Source organism: Micromonospora sp. NPDC048835, assembly GCF_040649995.1.
In the GTDB taxonomy this organism is placed as follows: Bacteria; Actinomycetota; Actinomycetes; order Mycobacteriales; family Micromonosporaceae; genus Micromonospora.
The window spans coordinates 1-18698 of record NZ_JBEZGM010000040.1; the positions used below are offsets into that span (position 1 = coordinate 1).

14 protein-coding genes are annotated in these 18698 nt (G+C 67.5%); 6 read left to right on the forward strand and 8 right to left on the reverse strand.

Annotated elements, in window-relative coordinates:
- Window positions 1-380 precede the first annotated feature (380 nt).
- From AB0C15_RS29765 to AB0C15_RS29780, 4 genes are all read left to right on the forward strand, one after another.
- Window positions 381-542 (forward strand): hypothetical protein, encoded by a 162-nt coding sequence (locus AB0C15_RS29765; protein ID WP_357357520.1) that lies wholly within the window; start codon window positions 381-383, stop codon window positions 540-542.
- Window positions 543-594: 52 nt separating this feature from the next.
- Window positions 595-933 carry a hypothetical protein gene (locus tag AB0C15_RS29770; protein WP_357357522.1) on the forward strand — a complete coding sequence of 113 codons (339 nt, stop codon included), beginning with the start codon at window positions 595-597 and terminating at the stop codon, window positions 931-933.
- A 69-nt stretch (window positions 934-1002) separates the two neighbouring features.
- Window positions 1003-1206, forward strand: coding sequence for a DUF4926 domain-containing protein (locus AB0C15_RS29775; RefSeq protein WP_357357524.1), 204 nt, complete (start codon window positions 1003-1005; stop codon window positions 1204-1206).
- Window positions 1190-1474, forward strand: coding sequence for a hypothetical protein (locus AB0C15_RS29780; protein WP_357357526.1), 285 nt, complete (start codon window positions 1190-1192; stop codon window positions 1472-1474). The genes AB0C15_RS29775 and AB0C15_RS29780 overlap by 17 nt, the downstream gene beginning before the upstream one ends.
- A 53-nt stretch (window positions 1475-1527) precedes the next feature.
- On the opposite strand, the gene AB0C15_RS29785 is transcribed toward AB0C15_RS29780, so the two are convergent.
- The 5 genes from AB0C15_RS29785 to AB0C15_RS29805 all read right to left on the reverse strand — a co-directional run bounded on the left by AB0C15_RS29785 (window position 1528) and on the right by AB0C15_RS29805 (window position 12334).
- Window positions 1528-1779 carry a hypothetical protein gene (locus AB0C15_RS29785; protein WP_357357528.1) on the reverse strand — a complete coding sequence of 84 codons (252 nt, stop codon included), beginning with the start codon at window positions 1777-1779 and terminating at the stop codon, window positions 1528-1530.
- Entirely contained in the window at window positions 1776-2081 is a 306-nt protein-coding gene (locus tag AB0C15_RS29790) for a DivIVA domain-containing protein (RefSeq protein WP_357357530.1), read from the reverse strand. Before AB0C15_RS29790 ends, AB0C15_RS29785 begins: the two co-directional genes overlap by 4 nt.
- A 324-nt stretch (window positions 2082-2405) precedes the next feature.
- Complete coding sequence (locus tag AB0C15_RS29795; protein ID WP_357357533.1) at window positions 2406-3677, reverse strand: serine/threonine-protein kinase; 1272 nt, start codon at window positions 3675-3677, stop codon at window positions 2406-2408.
- A 48-nt stretch (window positions 3678-3725) separates the two neighbouring features.
- Entirely contained in the window at window positions 3726-5909 is a 2184-nt protein-coding gene (locus AB0C15_RS29800; RefSeq protein ID WP_357357535.1) for a UvrD-helicase domain-containing protein, read from the reverse strand.
- On the reverse strand, window positions 5906-12334 hold the full coding sequence (locus tag AB0C15_RS29805) for a DEAD/DEAH box helicase (protein ID WP_357357537.1): 6429 nt from the start codon (window positions 12332-12334) through the stop codon (window positions 5906-5908). The genes AB0C15_RS29800 and AB0C15_RS29805 overlap by 4 nt, the downstream gene beginning before the upstream one ends.
- 137 nt (window positions 12335-12471) lie before the next feature.
- Between AB0C15_RS29805 and AB0C15_RS29810 the strand changes: the two genes are divergently transcribed.
- Window positions 12472-13326 carry a hypothetical protein gene (locus AB0C15_RS29810; RefSeq protein WP_357357540.1) on the forward strand — a complete coding sequence of 285 codons (855 nt, stop codon included), beginning with the start codon at window positions 12472-12474 and terminating at the stop codon, window positions 13324-13326.
- 45 nt (window positions 13327-13371) lie between these two features.
- Window positions 13372-14778, forward strand: coding sequence for a CBS domain-containing protein (locus AB0C15_RS29815; RefSeq protein ID WP_357357542.1), 1407 nt, complete (start codon window positions 13372-13374; stop codon window positions 14776-14778).
- Between the two features lie 294 nt (window positions 14779-15072).
- Here AB0C15_RS29815 and AB0C15_RS29820 read toward each other — a convergent pair whose 3' ends face one another.
- From AB0C15_RS29820 to AB0C15_RS29830, 3 genes are read right to left on the reverse strand one after another with little or no spacing between them, the layout of a single operon-like run.
- Window positions 15073-15516 (reverse strand): NUDIX domain-containing protein, encoded by a 444-nt coding sequence (locus tag AB0C15_RS29820; RefSeq protein ID WP_357357544.1) that lies wholly within the window; start codon window positions 15514-15516, stop codon window positions 15073-15075.
- Window positions 15517-15542: 26 nt separating this feature from the next.
- Entirely contained in the window at window positions 15543-15716 is a 174-nt protein-coding gene (locus AB0C15_RS29825) for a hypothetical protein (RefSeq protein WP_357357546.1), read from the reverse strand.
- Window positions 15717-15757: 41 nt separating this feature from the next.
- Complete coding sequence (locus AB0C15_RS29830; RefSeq protein WP_357357548.1) at window positions 15758-18637, reverse strand: AAA domain-containing protein; 2880 nt, start codon at window positions 18635-18637, stop codon at window positions 15758-15760.
- Between the last annotated feature and the right edge of the window lie 61 nt (window positions 18638-18698).

An 18698-nucleotide genomic window follows, 5' to 3' on the forward strand; every position in this document is an offset into this window, starting at 1 on the left:
TCGGCAACGAGTCACCCAAATGATCATTGACGCCGAACCCTATCGGCAACCGACCGAACCGATCACCACAGACATAGAAGCGTCTTGCAGTTTCGGTGGTCAAGATGCGCAGATCTGCCCAACTTGTCGCGACAGAAAGTGCAAGATCGCGGCCCGGCTCGGTCGATCATGGAGTTGTGGTGCCGGTTTGGCGTTGTTTTGGGGCTTTTGTTACCCACCACAACTCCATGATCGACGATGCGACGCGGGGTGGCGAGACGCCTGGCGCCACACTCTCGGTGCTAACGCCCCGCGGGGCATACACGGAGCGCGACTGGTTGATAGCGTGCCGGTGATGTCGGCTGGTTGCCGCCGACAATGGTCCCCTGGGGAGGGTCGACATGTGGGCCGACGACGCCGCACTCGACGCGGCGGAGCGCCGACTCGACGAGACGGGATTCCTCGCAACGGTGCGTGGTAACGACTATCGCGTGCCCGACCTCCGAGGAGATCAACTCCGGCTGGTTGGCGAGAAAGCGACTCGGATCCTCGGATACCACTGACACCCACCAAGCATCACTTGCAGGTGCCACAGCAACTACTGCCGAGGAAGTAATGGCTAGCATCATCGTGCTGAGACCCGGCGTCGATTGGACCGCGACCGGTGGGTTGTTCGATTGGACGCTCGAGTTCCTGATCTCCCGTCTCTCGGAGCGGCAGACCGCCGACCACCTGCAGGAGATCGTCGACAACAACCTCGGCTCCCTCTGGATCGGTGACTTGCCTGCGCCCACTCAGCAGGAGATCGTCAGCCACTGGCGCGACGGGCTGGTGACGACTGGCGAGCGACAACTGCCGGAGACCGAGCACAAGGTCGACGTCATCCGCCATCTTCAGGAGTTGGTGGACGCCACCTATTCCGCAGGGTTTTCTGAGACGCAAGACCCTGGTTAGCCGATGAGGCCCCGCAGCTCTGCCGCCGGCCGCACGATCACCAGTTCCCGCGCGAGGAAGGATGACAGGGTGGCGCTGTACGACGTGGTCGAGCTTCGAGAGGCCCTGCCAGGTGAACAGCTGCCTGCGGGTGCGGTAGGAACCGTCGTCGACGTCTTCGACAGCCCCCTGACTGCGTACAACCACGAGTTCACCGACACCGATGGCCGCATCGTCGCCATGGTGCCCCTTCGGGCCGACCAGGTGATGCGGCGCGATGGCCACCTTCGATGAATGGCAGACGGCGTACGACGTCGTCTACCGTGCGCTGCCGGCCACGTCGGATTTTGCCTGCCCGAACTGCGGCCAGCCGACCTTACGGATGGCCATCACCGCACAGCCCGCAGCCAATGCCGGGTACGTCTCGTTCTGGTGCGACACCTGCCTGGAGGGTATTCACGTGTGTCGGGCGCCTATTCCGGATGGAGTCACCGTCCGACCGATGGACCTGCCGCCTGAGGAACGCCACCCTCGCGTCCCTAACTACCGCCTGGTGACGTGACGACCGATCGAGGGCGGGGCCCGCAGCGACCTCGGCTGGAGCGGTCCGACTGGTCAGCGGCGTAGGCGGCGGGAGCAGGCACCATCATGGCCGTCACGGAGCAGGCAGCGCCGGCCGCCTGGCATTCGCAGGTCACAGAAGACCCGGTGCCGGACGAGCTGATGGTCCTCTTCGGAGACGGTGGTCTCCCCCGGGTCCGTCGTCGGCAGCACCAGCATCCATCGGCCGATGACCCGGGCCAGGCGTTGCGCGGCGGGAAGGTCGGCGGCGACGACGGGCAGGTGGACGACGAACCGCCGGCTCATCGCCCCTGGCCCTGCTCGCTGCGGGCGCGGGCCTGATCGGTCTGCCAACGACGCAGGCCGGCCTTGATCCGAGCGGTCTCGCGGCGGCTCTCGGCGAGGGCGGCGTAGACCGCGGCCATGTCGACGGCGACCCGGTCGAGGAAGGCGTACACGTCATCGGGGTTCAGACCGCGACGTCCGAACCCGACCGGCGCGAAGCGGCGCTCACGCACCTGCCATGGCAACAGACTGGTGTACGCGGCGGAGCGATAGGTCGCACCTCCGACCGCCGAGATTGTTGGGCGCTGGTTATGAGTGTTCAATTTCCGTCCGCCTTCCTGGTCGTGGACGGCTGAGTCCTGGAAAGCGCAGCGGACGTTCGGAGAGAACCTGTCGACCGCGGCGCTGTGGTCAGCTTGCGGTCGGGCAGCCCAGACTTGCAACGTTCACCGCAGGAATGGCACCGTCGCGGATGGATACTCTTTGTCGCAGCCCGCGCATGTTGCCGGGAAAGGTCATGCAACGTTGCACGATGGAATATTGGCTACGGCCACACGCCGAAGAGTCGAATCGCCCGATCGATCCTCATCAGCAGTCAACGGGAAAAGCCGTTATCTGGTCGAGGGCAGAGACTTTGCTCATTGTGGTCAGCGGATCGAGAATGGCTGGATGGCATCAGCCTGTTCGCCCATCTCAAGCTCGCACGCCAGAGCCTGACGGCGGCACTCCTGCGCAAGGTCCTGCTTGCCGTCTGACCGGTCGAGGTCTCGGGCCAGGGCCTCGAAGGCGTGCCGGGCCTGCCGAAAGTCGCCCGCCAACATCAAGAGGCTGGCGATGTCCGCTCGTAGCGACGTGACCTCAGCAGCGTCCAGCACGCCTCTGCCTTCTGGCACCGAGCGGAGGACTCGCTTCAACACCTCGGCAGCCTGGACGAAGCACTCATTTTCGGTGAGTTGCCTTGCCTGGGCCCGCAACTTCGCCAGTTCCTGTTGTGACCTCGGCGGCGGCACCGGAACTGCGTGCGGTGTTGCGCTGGCCTTCCTGTTGTCGGCTCGGCCAACCACGAGCCCTTGCGAATCGTCCTCATCGAGGAACGGCATCAGAAGCTGGCGAACCTCGCCCGCCGACGTCGGCCTTTCGGCTGGACTCTTAGCCAGGAGGCAATAGAGGAGGTGGGCCAGGTCGTCGGGTACGTCCGATCGGTACTCGGTAATGATGGGAGTCGGCGAATACAGGTGACGGCGCATCATGTCCGGGGCGTTCGACGCCTCGTAGGGAGGGTTCCCGCTGAGCATCTCGAAGAGGACGCAGCCCAAGGCGTACAGATCGGCGGACGGCCCGACCGGGCCGCCCTGGGCCTGCTCGGGCGCGATGTAGGCGGGGGTCCCAAGGGTACGACCGGTTGCGGTGAGGCGGGACGCTTCGGCCGGGCCGAGCAGTGCCGCCACACCGAAGTCGAGCACCTTGACCACCCCGGCTGGCGTGATCATGAGGTTCTGCGGCTTGAGGTCTCGGTGCACGAGGGAGGCGGCATGGGCGGCGACGAGTACCGAACAGACCTGTGCGGCGATCGAAGCCGCCTCGGCCACTGACAGACGTTCCTGCTCGGCGACGTGGTCGGCGAGGACGATCCCCGGCACGAGTTGCATGACGAGGAAGAGGTCTTCACCGTGTACGCCCAGGTCGTGCACGGCCGGCACGCCGGGATGGTCGAGCCTCGCGGTAGCCCTCGCCTCCCGCCGAAAACGCTTGCCTGCCGTCTCACGCTCGTTCTCCGGCACCTCCAACTGCCGGAGAAACTTGATCGCCACCGGCCGGTCGAGCCGCTCGTCGAAGCCAGCCCAGACCTGGCCCATTCCCCCGCGACCGACTGGATACGTCAACTCGTACCGGTCACCGATACGGTCCCCCGCGTGCACTCACAGCCTCCCCGCATTGCATGACCTCGCCTCAGCAGAAGCCGGCACTCAGGCTAGCTGTCGCTGCACGAGCCGCCCGGTCAGGAACGGGCTGGGCGTGCCATGCCAGAACAGGGCAAGCTCGTCCCGCGCCCGGGTGGCGGCGACGAAGAGCAGAGACCTGTCGCGCTGGCGTTCGCGCTGGTAGCGCTTCGGGTCAGTGTCCCGGTACCTGCCGATCATCTGCCGCGGCACCAGGCCATCACTGACCCCAGCAATGATCATGCGCTGGTACTCAAGGCCCTTGAACCGGTGCATCGTGCCGATGTGCACGCCGTCGGGGCGCTTCGGGCCATCGGGCCCGATCTCCACCACCGCCAGGCCTTCACCTTCCAGCCGGCTGATGACCTCAGCGGCCAGGTCCTTCGTCGGTACGCAGATGGCAACCGAGCCGTCCGCTGGGTTGCCCCAACTGCGCAACTGCTCGACGATCAGATCCCGCTCCTGCCCCCACGTGGCGGCGCCACGAAGTACGGGTCGGCCACCACGCAGCAGCGACCGGTAACCGGCCAGATTCTCCTCACCGCCGTCGAGGTCGTCGTACACCTCACCGGTCATGATCTGTAGAGCGTCGGCGAGGATCTGCCGGGTCGTGCGGTAGCTCAGCGTGAGCTTGGACGACCGCCCGCGGATGTTGACGCCCAGGCTGCCCAGCGTGACGTGGTTGTCGTAGATACGCTGGTGGGTGTCGCCGGTGAGGAACATGTCGTCGGGACCTGGCGCGACCATGGCGCGAAGCATCTTCCAGTGCGCGGCGCTGAGGTCCTGCGCCTCGTCGACCACGACGTGGCGGTAGCGCGGCCGGTAGAAACCGCCGGACGATTCGCCTGCTACGCCCGTGTTCTGGGCGGTACGGTCCATTTCGAGACGGGCGGCCCGTTGCGCCACCTGTCGCCAGGTCCAGACGCCACGATTTTCCAGCCAGGTGGCGAAGCGCTCGGTCAGCTGCCAGATCTGGTCCCGCTCAGCCCGAGTGAGACTGCGGCCCCGGTTGGGGCGGCGGGCCTTGAAGTAGTCGGTCCGCGAATTGAGCACCTGACCGAGGACCACCTGAGTCCACTCGGCGGCCAGGAACTCCGCCTCCCAGCCGGTCTCCCCGGTCTCCAGAAGGAACTCATCCCACAGTTCGAGGACGCGGTTGTCGTCCACCACGCGACGGCTGCCCCCCGCCTTGGCTTCGGCCACCACCCGGCTGGCCAACCGGTCGATGTTGACGATGTCGACACGCGACACCAACTCCTGCCCGCCGAGCGCCATCAGGCGAGTCCGCAGGTCGGCGGCGAGGTTCCGATTGAAGGTGGTCAGCAGGATCGGCTTGTCCACACCGGGCGGCAACTGCCGCGCAAGGTGCGCCACCCGGTGCAGGGCGACGATCGTCTTGCCGGTTCCGGGGCCGCCACCGACCCGCGCGGGGCCGCTGTACGGGCGCTCGACCAGCTTCCGCTGGGTGGGGTGCAGAAAGATCTGCCACCGTTCAAACGCTTCGCCGAGCATCGCCTGCAGGGCCTCGTCGTCGGAGGTCACCTGGGTGGCGGGACGTTCGACGGCCGCCTCGAAGTCCTCGGGGTCGACTGGCTCGTCGGCCCGGACAGGTTCGGTGACCTGTTGAAGCACCTCGTCGTAGGGGGTGCCGTCGAAGAGCGCGAACAGGACGTCGGTGGTGAGCTGCGGTGCCCGGTCGAGCAGTTCCAGGAGTTGCGTCTCGGTGGTCAGCTCCCGGATCTGCGGCAGCAATAGCTCGGAGACGCCGAGCTCCAACAGTTGGGTGTCGGTGTAGGTGTCAAAGAGCGGCTTCTGCGCGGGCTCGGGCTCAATCTCGGGCGGTACGACCCGGCCGATGATGCTGTCACCGACGGGTGCCATGTCGACGACCTCGATGCCGCCGGTGATCCGGTTGATGCGGTACGCGTACCGGCTCAGGTCGTCGTAGACCTCACCGCGGTGCTTGACCGCGACGAGCAGGTAGTCGCGCGCGGCGATGTGCAGCAGCAGCGCTCGGTAGTCCTTGTTCACCCGGGCGGACATCAGCCGGGATTCACCGTTGAGCGCCTTGAGGTTGAGCCCGGGGTTCTCCGGGTTGTGCCGGAACTTGTGCATGAACTCGTAGACCGCCCCGATGTCGGCGCGGGTGAGCTTCATGACCTCCTTGTCGGCGCGATCCAGCATCCGCAGAGTTGTTACTCCGGTGCTCATCGACGTTCTCCCCCGCTCGTCGCCTTGATCTCTGCCGCCAACTCGTCAACTGACCATTCCCGCGCGGTGCGAACGTGCCAGCCTGCGTTCGCGTACGCCTGATCGCGGTCTTCCGTCTCCGGGTCGCCCGACGGTCCGGTGAGCACGATCGCGATTCGGCGCTCGGGCCAAGCCAGTTCGGCTGGCCACCCCTGGTCTCCCAGTTCGTAGCCGACAACCGGGGCCGGCAGGTCCTGCCGGGCGAGCTGCTGAACAAGGTGGTCCAGTGTCTTCTCGTCCGGGTCCAGGTAGCGCAGGACGTCTCGCCACGGCGACTCGGTGTCGAGCACTTCGGGCTCGGTGGTCGTCGGCTGGGCTACGGCGCCGAGCCACGTCGCCGTCTCCTCGTCGAGCGGCAGTGCGCGTTGCGCCAGCGCCAGCCCGGTGCCCTCGGTGACAGCCAGCGAGGCCGGTTCGAAGGTGTCAAGGGTGGACACAGCGAGCTGACCGGCGTCGCCGCCACCGTTGCCAAGGAACTGGATGACGTTGCCCCAGGCGAGCCACGCAGCCCAGCGGTCCTTGTGGCCTGGCCCGCTCACAGCTGCCGGCAGGTCATCGAGGACGGTCAGCGCGGACCAGGTCGGCAAGGGCTTGGCGCGTCCGTCGACGACGAGAATCACCGGGCAGTCGGCATTGTCCCGGGCGCGGGCGACCATGATTTTGCCCGGGGTCGGGCCGGGCAGCGGCTCGCCACGCAATGCCGCCAGGAGCCGCTCCGCCACACCACCGGAGTCGGTGGCGGTGTTGTCCCGGGCCTGCTTCAGAAAACCGGCCAGCGTGGCTTCCGCCCGCTTCTGCCATCGGGTGAGATCAGGCTCTGCGAGGAAGCGCATCAGCTGCTCGATCGGGTTTACCCAGATGGTCTCCTCCAACTCATCCGGGTCCGCACCAGGGAGGAACTGCCGGTACCTCTCCCGGGCCGCCTGCTTACTGACCCCGCCGTACGGGGTCCACCGCCCCTGTCCGTCGGTGCCGCCCCAGGTCTTGACGTCGTCCCAGGTGGCCGCCAAGACCAGGTAGCCGTGCGCGCGCAGCCGGGCCCGCTTCTCCGCGTCGTCCGCGAGGCGGTTGTACTGGGACGAGGCATGATACTTGAAGCCGTCGAGGTAGACGGCCACCTCCGGCGACGGGGCGTCGAGGCGTTTGAAGTGGACGTCGGGGCGGGTGCCACGAACGGTGTTCTGCAACTTCATCTGCCAGTGGGTGACGCTCTGACCGTTGTCCCGGACGAACCGCAGGTCGGCGATGCGCGCACCGTCGTGGTCGGTTCGCCGATCGATTCGCAGGCCCGAGTTGGGTGTCTCGCCAAGCGTCAACAGTTTGGTGAGGAAACGCATTTCCAGCTCGCTCTCCACCTGGTGGATCAGCGAGATCTCGTCAGTCCGGGTGCCCTCCTCGACGTCCCAGGTGTCGAGGAGCTTGTCCAGCATCCCCAACGCCTCGTCGCGGCTCATCAGGGCGAAGTGCTCGTTACGCGCATGACGGAGCAGGCAGCGGTGACAAACGGCCCTGCCTTCGTGCCGGCACACGCAGTCGGCAATCCGCTGCCGCGCCAACTCGAGGACCGCGCGGAACTCCTCCGGCTTGGCGAGGCGGTGCAGGTAGCCGGTGCCCTGCGGCTGAGTGTCGTAGACGACCACGAAGTTCCGCGTCCCGTCGCTCTGCCCGTCCGGCATGGTGGCCGAAATAGCCTGGAGGTGGGCAGGGTCGCCGCCGTACTGCGCGGCGATGCCGAGCCGGATGGCGGCGGCAAACGACGCGATGCGCTCCTGGACCACGGCGGTGGCGGCGGGGATCAGGATGCGCAGCGCCTCGGTCTCCAACTCGTGGGCGAGGATCAGGTCCACGTGGGCGTCCGGGGCGGCTGGCGACCGCCGGTACGGGCACCAGGGGCGGTGGTGTTCGGCGCCCTTCACGACTGTCGACCCCGAGGTTTCCGCCGCGAGTTGCTGACTTATCGCGGGCGCACCGTCGACCGTGGTTCCGCCGCAGGAGGTGCAGGTGTGGAACCGGTTGATCCGCACCTCCTCGCCCGCGAAGAGTTCCGCCGCCCGGTCGTAACGCTGCGCGCCGAGGTTGAAGTGACGGATCATCGCGTGTCGGCTGTAGTCGACACCGAACGTGTCGTGGGCGTGCCGCCAGGACGAATCGACCTTCGCCGGATCAACGTCGACGGCGATGGTGGTGGCATAGAAGCGCCGGTCCCGGTCGTCGCTGTCGTCGCGGATGCGGGCGTCGTCGCGCTTGTCGCGGCTGAGCACCCGGGTCGGCTGGAGGACCTGGAACAGTCGGCCGTGGTCGGCAATGCCCTGGTCCGCGCAGCGCGGGCAGGCGCTGGTGTCCTCCTTCGCGAGGTGGGTACGGACATAGCCGCACTGGGCGCAGATCCGCCACTGCTCGTACGCTGGCCGGTCCGCCGGACCGACGTCGAGCCCAGAGATCTCGTGCTTGTAACCCCGTACGTAGTAGCTGTTGCCGGGGGCGATCTCGACCAGCGCCTGGCGGGCGGGGCGGGCGTACTCGCGCAGCTCGCTGTGGAAACGGCGATCGCCGTCGACCTTGTCCTCCCAGGTCAGGGTGGCTTCGAGGTCGGTCCGGCTGTCGATGAGCGCGTAGTTCGGCAGTAGACCGAACTCGACCATCGTGCCGTGCGCGGCAGCCGCGCTGACTTCCCGCAGTCGGCAACGGACCGCACCCTCCTCCGCCTTCAACATCTTGATCTCGCGGGCGTGGTCCGGGTCGCTGGACACGAGCGTGCCCCGCGCGGCGGCGAGTTCCTGCATCCGGCGCCGCAGGTCGGCCAGTCGGGAGTCCCAGACCTCGTCGGCTTCCTTGACCCGGTGGACGATGCCATCGGCTGCGAACTCCCGCAGTTGATCGGCGGCAGCGCGAAGGACCTTGTCCCCGAACAAACTCAGGAAGCCCTCCACCAGCCGTCCGCTGTCGCGGCGACCCGCCTCGGCGAGGCCGGTCAGCCAGCCGGTCGGCCCGAACAGCACGTGTGCCCGCCGTGGCATCGGGAGCACCCCGGCGAGGCGGCCACGGGCGGCCAGGTCGATCAGGTGTGCCAGGTACTGGCGGCGCAGGATCTCCACGGCGGACAGGAAGCAGCCGGGTGGCACGATCTGGCCGGCGATCATGTCGCGCGGGTCGGCCAGGTAGTAGCGATCCCGCTCCGTCCGCCCTACCAGGGTCAGTACCAGAGCGTTGCCGCTCTTGCGGCCGGCGCGGCCCGCCCGCTGGACGTAGTTGGCCGGGCCGTGCGGGAGTGACGCGAGCACCACCGCGGAGAGAGCACCAATGTCGATGCCCATCTCCAGGGTGGGCGTGCAGGAGAGCACGTTCGGGTCGGTGTAGCGAACGCCGTCGCGGAACTCCTTCTCCACCGTCTCCCGCTGAGCGCGCGTGAGCATGCCGGTGTGTTCGCCGGTGACGACCCGAAACACCGGGCTGTCCAGGTAGAGCCGCCGGTAGTAGTCGTCGGGAGCAGTGTCGTCGCGAACGACCTGGAGATGGCCACGGCAGCGGTACTGCCGGCACGGCTGCCCGATCCAGTCGGCAACCCGGTCAGGATGCTCGGTCTGCTGCCAGTGGCAGGTGTCGCAGCCGACCCCGGCCGTGACGGCGGACGCGTCGTCGAGCCGGGTTACCCGCAGGTGCCCGGGCATCAGCCCGTACACAGTGTTGCCGTCCTCCGTGTCGCCGACCGCAACCACGTCGGCGACGGCGAGGGCCGGCAGCAGCCGGCTGAGGAAGCCGGCGGCGTCACCGGGGTCGAGGCCGAGGCAGCGCGACGTCCAGTCCTGGTACCAGTTGCCCCGCGCGGTGATCACGTCGAACTCCGAGCGGGACTTCGGCGTCGCGAGCAGGAAAGCGGGCGCGGACAGCCCTTTCGGGAACGCGGGCATCCCGGCGGGCCGGCCACCCCAGATCTGCCACCGGGTGCCCCCGCGCCTCAGGTACGGCACCAGCCACTCGTGGAACACGGCGCCGCGGACACGCAGCCGCTCCAGCAGGCCGCGGAGGAAGGCGAGGTAGCGGGCGTCGTCCGGCGGTGCTATCGCGAGGTGGCCGGGACCGGTGAGGTGGACATCCCGGCAGATCGCGGCGGCTCGCGCCGGATCGTCGAGGGCCACCTCGACGGCGACGCTGCGGGTCAACTCCAGGGTGCGGCCCTGGCGGGAGCGCAGCCCGGTCTCCATCACCGTGGCGAAGACGAGCCGTTCGCTGATCAGCTCCCAGGTCTCCCGGCTCCCGTTGTGCTCACCGCCGAGCAGGGCGTCGACACCGGGCTGGTCGTGCAGGTCCGGCGGCACCACCGTGGAAAGAATCTCCGGCTTGGCTGCCTCTTCGACCATCCGGACGAAGAGGTCGTCGAGCCCGATCGACTCCCCTGCCGTGAGCCGACCGGCGAGCAGCGAGCGCAGGGAGAACGAGTAGGACCTGTTGGCGACGAAACCGGCGCGGTGCGCCGCGTCCTGCACCGAGTCGTTGAAGAGCAGCGTCTTCTTCTCAGCCGCGTCGAGTTCCCCACCGGTGAAGAGCTGCGTGATCGCCACCGAGGCGAGGGTGGCCAGGCCGGCGCCGAGGAAGCGGACGCCGTGGTCCAGCTCGCAGGACGGGCAGCGGTCCTTCTCCGCGCCGTCGATGTCGAGCACGTCACCGAGCACGACGATGGCGTCGTCGGTGGGCTCGCGGTCGCGGTGCTCGTCGAAGGGGCGCACCCGACGGCCGTACTCCAGGACCAGCAGGCCACGGGAGCGTTGGCGTACCTCGTCGTCGGTCGCGGCGATCAGCGCGCGGACCCGGCGCTTGTCCCGGCCGACGCTGGCGCGGTAGATCTTGTCCGGGTCGGTCTCCAGCTCCTGCGGATCCTTCTCCGGCGACAACGCCATCCAGCCCGAGCGGCCGCAGTGCCGGCAGTAGATGGCCGGCAGCCGGGGGTATCGGTTGTCGGCCACCACCACGTCCACTTCTGTGGCGTACGGGTCGAGCTCACGCGGCGCTTCGCCGTACCAGCCGAAGGCGGCCTGGTGGGAGGTACCGCGCAGCAGGCGGGAGACGGCGCGTACCCAGAGGTGGGTTTCGATGTTGAGCAGCGGACGTCCGGGAGCTTCCGGGTTCTGCGCGACGGACAGCAGACCGACGAACCGGGCGAGAGCCTTCTCCGTGATCTCCGGCGGGGTCTTCATCACGCTGCCCCAGCCGGTCGCGTTCTTGCGGGGCAACACGTCGATGATCTCGTCGAGCGTGCACGGCCGCGCCTGGAGCGAATCGAGCACCGCCTTCGTCAACGGATGCTGGCGGAGCAGACCACCAAGGCGCGTCGGGTTGTCGAGACAGCGCTCGCCGACGACCAACTCCGCCACCTCAGCCATCATCAGCTCGGTATCGCGGTCGTCGACGGCCGCGAGCTGCTCCGGGCTGGGCAGCGGCAGGCTGAAGTCTTGGCTCGCGACGAACTCGCCGGCCTCGTACCGGTCCTCCCCCACCAGCGACCCGGCATCGAAGGCGACGCCGAAGACCTGCTCGGCGACCTCGCGGATCGCCGTACGACCGTCCCGGCCGCCGCCCTCGCCGAGCGTTGCGGAGGTGGCGACGGGGCAGATCGGACCGAGTGGCCGCTCCGGCTCATCGAGGCCGAGCGCGGCGGCGAGCCGGCGCAACAACATCGCCACGTCGGTGCCCTGCGCGCCGTCGTAGGTGTGGAACTCGTCCAGCACCACGTACGCCGGCTCAGCGCCCTCCCACAGCGGCAGGTCGTCGGCGCGCTGGAGTAACAGGTCCAACATCTTGTAGTTGGTGATCAGGATGTCCGGCGGGGTGCGCCGCATCTCCGACCGCTTGGTGAAGACGTGCGCGTACTCGATGGCCGCCACGTCGCCGATGTAGAGACCGGCGGTGACCTGGCTGAGCGCCGGGTCGGTGAGCAGCTCGTTGATCCGCTGGGTCTGGTCCGTCGCGAGGGCGTTCATCGGATAGAGCAGGATCGCCTTGATGCCGGCTCTGCCCTGCTGCTTCTGTCGGCGGCAGTGATCGAGCACCGGGATCAGGAACGACTCCGTCTTACCCGAGCCGGTGCCGGTGGTGATCAGGGTCGGCTCGGCCGGTTTGCCCTTGGTCGACAGCCGGGCGAATGCGTTCGCCTGATGCAGGTAAGGGGTGAAGTCGGCCGGCGCCCAGTCGAGGTGCGCCCGCCAGCCGCCCTCCGCCGGGCGGAAGGGGGTGCGGATCCGCAGGTACGGGCCACGGAAGATGCCCTGCTCCGAGTGGGAGAGGAAACCCTCCAAACCATGACGTACGCCGTCCTCGGTCAGACCGAAGGTGGTGGTCAGGTACTGGGTGAGGGTCCGACGCAGGGTGTCGGCAGCGATGGTCGGCCTCATGAGCGGATCACCGCCGCATGCTACTGCACCCCTTACCGGGGTTGACCTGCCCTGACGGTCTCATCATCGGGCGAGTCAGATTCGCGACACCCCACTGGTCGATCAGCGTTTAGGCTGCGACGACTTGAGGCCGAGCGATGGGCGCAGTTGCTTTGGTAGAGGTCGTTAGCACCAGCGAGCACATCTGTCAGAACTGCAGGGTGATCTGCAGGCAGCAGGACGGCGCTTGGGTTCATCCGGAACCATGGGCCACTCTGAAAGCCAAACAGATCTGCGACGACCCGCGGCCTCTGCGGCAAGCGAAGCCGCGTGAAATTAAGTCCGGCTCGATGCCCTCGGTCAAGCGAGACAAGCAACAAAAGGAAGAGCAATTACGCCAACTCGTGGGCGTCCCTGGAAGTTTCATCGAAGTCGCTATCGTGGGCTGGTACGAACTGCATTCGGTAAACCCTGCCCACCCCCGCGGCTGGGGTTACCTCGCCAGCGACGGGCACTACGGCTTCGGCGCAACGACGACGCAGAAGCGATTTGATGGTCCCGGCGAGTTGGCGGCAGAGGCGCGGGCACTGTTTTGGGCAATCCGGAAACTGGTGCCGCTCTACCGTGTCACCCTGCTGACTGACTACCAGGAGATCGCGAACTTGGTCGACGCGTGGCGCAACGGCGACGAGTCTGCGATGCCACCTGGCTACGACACGGCTGCGGGTGAGTCCGGGCACGAGCGCAAGCTTGTTTTGGCCGCTCGGAAAGTACACAAGCACGCTGATCTCGTCGCTGTCCGATTAGTTGACCACTACACCAAAACAGTCCTCGGCGTCGGTGCCAACGAACTGGCGCACCTCGGCTGGCAATGGTCCGCAGGAGAGATCACCAAATCTGACGCTGAAGCACGGGCGCTCGCCTTGGCGAGCGAGGTCCTCAACGTCGATCCGGTACTTGTGGCCCGCGACGATCAGGTGGACGGCGCGATCGAGGCCAACGAAGACGAGTAACTGACCGCACCTCGTACGCTGACACCTCAAAATGGAGCAACAGCCATGTCGAACAGCCCATCCCGTCCACGGCGAAAGCATCTGCTCAACGGGCGCCGCGTTCGCATCTCAGACCTGATCGAGGCGGACCTACTGAAGCCGGGCGATGAGGTCTTTTTCCAGCAGCGCATTGGGGAAGCTCCGCATCAGGCGACGGTGACTGACCGGGCCAGGCTTCGACTGCCGGATGGCCGGGAGTTCACCACACCCTCGCGGGCTGGCGCCACCGTAGCGGGGCGGCGGGCGGTGGCGGGGTGGTCTGCCTGGCAGGTGGGCCGGAACGGCCCGACGCTACATCGCCTTCGTCTGGAACTTCTCCAGGACGTCGCCAACGAGGTCACTGCGGACCAGGACACGTCGCAGGAAGAGGCCGAGGCGGTCCGTCACCGCTTCGCAACACTGGAAGCAGCACGAGCGGCGGCAGAATCCGGTCAGCCCCGATCGTTCACCGTCCGAGAGTTCATCGGCCTGTGGGGCTTGGAGGATCGGGATCGGATGGCAACCACACAGGTTGAGGCAGATCTTGCGAATCATGGCTTGACTACCAGTCCGGACTTTCGAGCCGTCAGCCTAGACCGGGTCATCCGGGTCGTCACACCGCCCGAGCAGGAGGACGGGGAAAACGAGACTGGCGAAGCCGACGACACCGTCGAAGCCACCGCCGAAGAACTGAGCGAAGAGGGCGTCGACATCGGCTTGACGCTGGAGAATCTGTTCCCCCACCGGATGTCGTTAGTCTCGGTGACGCCTTCGGCAACATTTGAAGAGGCAATCACCGCCATGCAGATCAACGACTACTCCCAGGTAGCCGTTCTGGCAAACTCCCACCAGTTGCACGGCTCCGTCTCATGGGAGTCGATTGCCGCCGCCAAGCACCGGAACCCGAATGCGAGCTTCGGTGACGCTATAGACCGCCGGGCCCGCGACCGGGTATTCGACTATGACACTCGACTCTTGGACGTGTTGGGCACGTTGCAGCAGCACGGCTTCATCTTCGTTCGCGACGACCAGCGAAAGATCAGCGGCATCGTCACGGCCGCCGACGTGGTGCGCAAGTACGACGAGACGGCCACGCCGTTCTTCCTCATCGGGGAGATCGACCAGGAGCTTCGACAGCTGATCGTGAACACCTTCGACGAGGAGACGGTCCGGCAGGCCTGCGTAGCAGCCCGGCTCACCTTCAAGTCGATGGACTCGATGTCGATCGGCCAGTACCAGGCCGTGCTAAACAACGCCGCGTGCTGGGGGCAGCTTGGTTGGCCTCTGGACCGCGGCTTGTTCATCTCGCGTCTGGACGAGCTGCGCCAGGTGCGCAACAACGTCATGCACTTCAACCCGGACCCGGTCAGGCCTACGGAGGTGGCAAAGCTTCGCAACTTCCTCAGCCTGATCCGACTCTATATCGGCTCGTGATCTCGTCTAGTGAAGGTGCTTCAGGCCCGACGTGTACGGCGGTGCGCGACAGAGCAGTCGACGGGGTAACGCGACAAGCAATCGCAGAGGTGAGTTGACCTGGCTGCACCACCTCGCAGCGGGGATGACGGTCGCCGAACTGGCTCGGCTCGCCGGCTACTCGGAGCGTGCCATGTTCCGGCTGTTGTAGGACGTATACCGGCAGATGGCGCACGCTCCCGGATCGAAGCCATCGTCCGTGCTCAGGAGCAGGGCTTGCTGCGTACCCCTTGACGCCTGGATTGCGCGCTGGTCTCAGCCTGCCAGCCGACGCTCGCGCCAGCGCTGGATGGTCCGCTTGTAGGGCTCTGGCATGTGCAGATGACGCACCTCGTCGTACGTGAACACACCGAGTTCCTTGTGCTCGGCCGAGTAGACGAGCTCCTCATCCCCGACGTAGGTAGCGCCGAAGCCCACGATGAACACGTGCCGGACTGGCGTGATCACGTAGACCCAGGAGTCGACGATGTCGACCTCGGTGATGGTCAGGCCGAGCTCTTCGGCAACTTCCCGGCAGACCCCGTCCTCGGGCGTCTCGCCCACTTCAAGCTTCCCGCCGGGCAACTCCCACTCGTCTCTTTCGTTGCGCAACAGCGGCACCCGGCCATGGTGATCGACGACGAGCTTGACCGAGATCGGTAGCTGGTACTCGAAGTACCCCGGGTTCCGCTCGACCAGGTATGGCGGTCGCTCCGTCATGCGGGAAGTCCTTCCGTATTGCGGCATCAGTTCACGGTCAGCAGGATGGCAGCAATGTCGTCGGCCTGTTTGAACCGACCACCGCTACCACCGGGTTCGCTTTCCGCGTCCCTGATCAACTTCTCCAGGTAGTGCAGCCCTCGATCATGCGCATCGGGAATCACGATGGAAGCAGCAGGCCACTTCAGCCGCACGTCCACTTCAGACCGTTGCGCCCGGTCGTGAAAGGACCTGGCGGCGGCTACCGGCGCTGGTTCACGCCAGCCAGGTCGAACGCGTCACGAGTGTCTAAGCGAGAGCGTCGACCGGACGGGCCGTCACAGCTCATACAGCCGTATCCGACGGTCGGCAGGCCCCGCCGGCCCACCTCGAAACGGACCAGCATACGGGCACAGCGACCGCAGTCGTCGCCGAGCTGTCCGCTGCCCGGCGCCGCGGCGGACCGCCGCCGCTGCGCCCGTCGAACGGCGTCGGCGAATGCCGCGTGCCGGGTACGAAGCACGACGCCGGGATCGGGACCGAGCAGCGAACCGGTCGAGGTCCAGACCACGTCGTCGATGACGGCGCTGGATTCCAGGATCGGCATGCAGGGGCGGATGTTCACGCTCTCGCGTCTGGCCTCCATCGCCTCCGCGGACAGGTAGCCGTCGGGGTCCGGCTCCACCCAGACCGTCACCGGCTCGGTGTCGACGTCCTGTTCGGCGATCAGTTTCAGCGACGGCAGCAAAGGCTTCAAATTCACCAGTGGCGCCCGAGGTAGCCACATGTCGGCGGAGGTGGCATCCGCCAGATCGGCGTTCAGCAGCTCGATGAGGCCGTGGGTCACCCGTCGGGTGACCGGCGAATGAATGAGCACCTCCTCCGCCGTGCGGATCCGCCCCCGCTCGACCAGCCGTGCGAAGAACCGCCACACCGCGTCCCTGGCGGTGCGCTGCCGGTGCAGTTGGTCCAGAGCAACGACGACCACGAGGTGGTCGCGGGCGCGGCTGGCCGCCACGTTGAGCAGTCGGGCACCCGTGCCGCCGGCCTCTCCCTCGGTGAACCAGCGGTGCAGCGGACGTACACCGCGGCCGGTGTCCACGGTGTCGTAGACGACGATGTCCCGCTCTCCGCCCTGGAACCGGTGCACCGTCGAGGCGGCCCAGCCGTCCTGCCCGGTCTCCGGCAGCAGTGACGCCAGCAGACCGGCCTGCGCGGCGAAGGGCGAGATGACACCGAGGCTGGACACGTCGTCGTCCGAGCCGGCTACGAGCCCGGCGATCAGCTGCGCGTGCATCAGGTTGTACCTGGAGGACATGCCCTGTTTGCGGGCGGTCCGGGCCGCCAGCCGTGAGGTGTCCAGCAGGACGAGTTCGCCGTCGGCCCAGGCCGCCCTGCTGTTTCGTGGCCTGGTGGAAACCGTCGGCCCGGTAACGAGTGGGCTCTCGGGATAGAACGCCTCGCTCACCACACCGTTGATGCGACCGCGCATGCGGTACTGCTTGGTGAGTGCCGCGAGCCGGCCGGGCGCGGCCTGTCCCTCCACCGCGAGGTTCACGGCGGCCTTCTCGAAAGGGCTCTTCAGTAGCCACTCCTGCGCGGACGGGGTGTCGGCGACGACGACCGGTGGCAGCTGACGGAAGTCGCCCGCGACGATCGTGTGGCCGCTGCCCGCGCCCGCCACCAGCATCGCGAGCGCCGTCGTGGTCATGCTCGCCTCGTCGAGGATCACCACGTCGAAGGTCAGTTCGCGGAGCGTCCGCAGCACCACCTGGTGCGAGGTGGCTGCTACCACCTCGGCTTCGCGGCACACCTGCCGGCGGACCTGGTGCAGTGCCTCGTCGAGTTCCCGGACGAGGGCGGTCGCCTCGGCCAGGCCCCGCTCCAGGGTCAGCCGCTGCTCCTGGTCGGCGTCGGTGAGATTCGCGTGCCGCCGTTGCAGGGCCTTGAGCCGCAGCCGCAGATCGCGAATCTCCTGCCCCTCCCGAACTCGCCTCTGGGCGAGGACAGCACCGCGCTTGGCGGCGATCTCGTCGATCAGGACGTGCCCGTCGGCCCGTCCGACGAGGTCGGTGTCGGAGGGCTGGCCGAGCCGGACCAGCCCTCCGCCGGCCAGCTCGGGAATCTCTTTGAGGACGGCCTTGACCGCGATGTCGACGGCGGCGTTGGTGGGGGCGGTGAGCAGGACGCGCAGCCCGCGTACGCACAGTTCCGCCACGAGGGTGCCGATGGTGGTCGTCTTTCCCGTCCCCGGCGGTCCCCGGAGCCAGGTGACACCCGGGGTGAGGGCGAGCTGGACGGCGTACCGCTGGCCGTGGTTGAGGTGTTCGGCCGTGACGGTCGGCAGGTCGTCCGGCGCGGCGGTCCGGCCGGCGCTGAGTAGAGCGACGGCGGCCTCGGCGTTGAAGCCCGGCCCGCCGTTGGCCAGCTCGCGGAGCCGCTTGCTCTGGGAGGAGAGCAGCCAGGAGAGGTCGCAGCGCAGCACGGCTTCCTCCGGCACGGTCGCCGCCGGCGGCACCGACAGCGTCACGACGTTGCCGAAGACCGACACCACCTCCACGTCGATGGGCATGCCGTCGACGACGAGCGTCGCCTGGGCGCCTTCGGACACCCCGAGGTCACCCTCGGCCTCGAACCGCATGAGCCTCCGGGAAGTGGTCTCCGCGACCACGAAGCCACCGCTGACGGGTACGTCCTGGAGGGTGCGCCGGTCGGTGACGGCCCGGAGTTCCTCATGTAGCGCCCGGGTCGCCTGGTCGGCGATCCGGGGCCAGGCGGCGGGGACAGGCCCGGCCGGTGGGGTCGGCTCGTCCATCGGGACGCCGATGGAGGAGGCCAGCCGACGGATCTCGGCGGCTGCGCGCCGGGTGCCGGGTGGGGTGGGCGGGCTCGGGTGTGGAGGGGCCATGTCGGTCTCGGCGGCCGGGGCCGCCCAGCCGCGTGGTTCCCAGAGGTGGCCCCGCAGATCGGCGAGACCGTGCGTCGTGCACGCGATGTAGAGGTCGGTGCTGTCGGTGCGTACACCGGCCTGCCGCAGCGCGGCGAGCAGGTCCTCCTGCGGCATCGGCCCCTGCGAGAGCGCCTGACGCATGGCCTTGACGAGCTTCCGCTCCGCGCCGGCACCCATGTTGACCCCCGCCACCCGCGGTCACGGCGACGGCTCCGCGTGGTAGCAGCGCCGCTGTCCTGCGCCTGAAATACGC

Bases quoted from the DNA above. Each gene is read 5' to 3' on its own strand.
- AB0C15_RS29765 (WP_357357520.1), top strand. From the start codon at position 381: ATGTGGGCCGACGACGCCGCACTCGACGCGGCGGAGCGCCGACTCGAC.
- AB0C15_RS29770 (WP_357357522.1), top strand. From the start codon at position 595: ATGGCTAGCATCATCGTGCTGAGACCCGGCGTCGATTGGACCGCGACC.
- AB0C15_RS29780 (WP_357357526.1), top strand. From the start codon at position 1,190: ATGGCCACCTTCGATGAATGGCAGACGGCGTACGACGTCGTCTACCGT.
- AB0C15_RS29785 (WP_357357528.1), bottom strand. From the start codon at position 1,779: ATGAGCCGGCGGTTCGTCGTCCACCTGCCCGTCGTCGCCGCCGACCTT.
- AB0C15_RS29800 (WP_357357535.1), bottom strand. From the start codon at position 5,909: ATGAGCACCGGAGTAACAACTCTGCGGATGCTGGATCGCGCCGACAAG.
- AB0C15_RS29805 (WP_357357537.1), bottom strand. From the start codon at position 12,334: ATGAGGCCGACCATCGCTGCCGACACCCTGCGTCGGACCCTCACCCAG.
- AB0C15_RS29810 (WP_357357540.1), top strand. From the start codon at position 12,472: ATGGGCGCAGTTGCTTTGGTAGAGGTCGTTAGCACCAGCGAGCACATC.
- AB0C15_RS29815 (WP_357357542.1), top strand. From the start codon at position 13,372: ATGTCGAACAGCCCATCCCGTCCACGGCGAAAGCATCTGCTCAACGGG.
- AB0C15_RS29820 (WP_357357544.1), bottom strand. From the start codon at position 15,516: ATGACGGAGCGACCGCCATACCTGGTCGAGCGGAACCCGGGGTACTTC.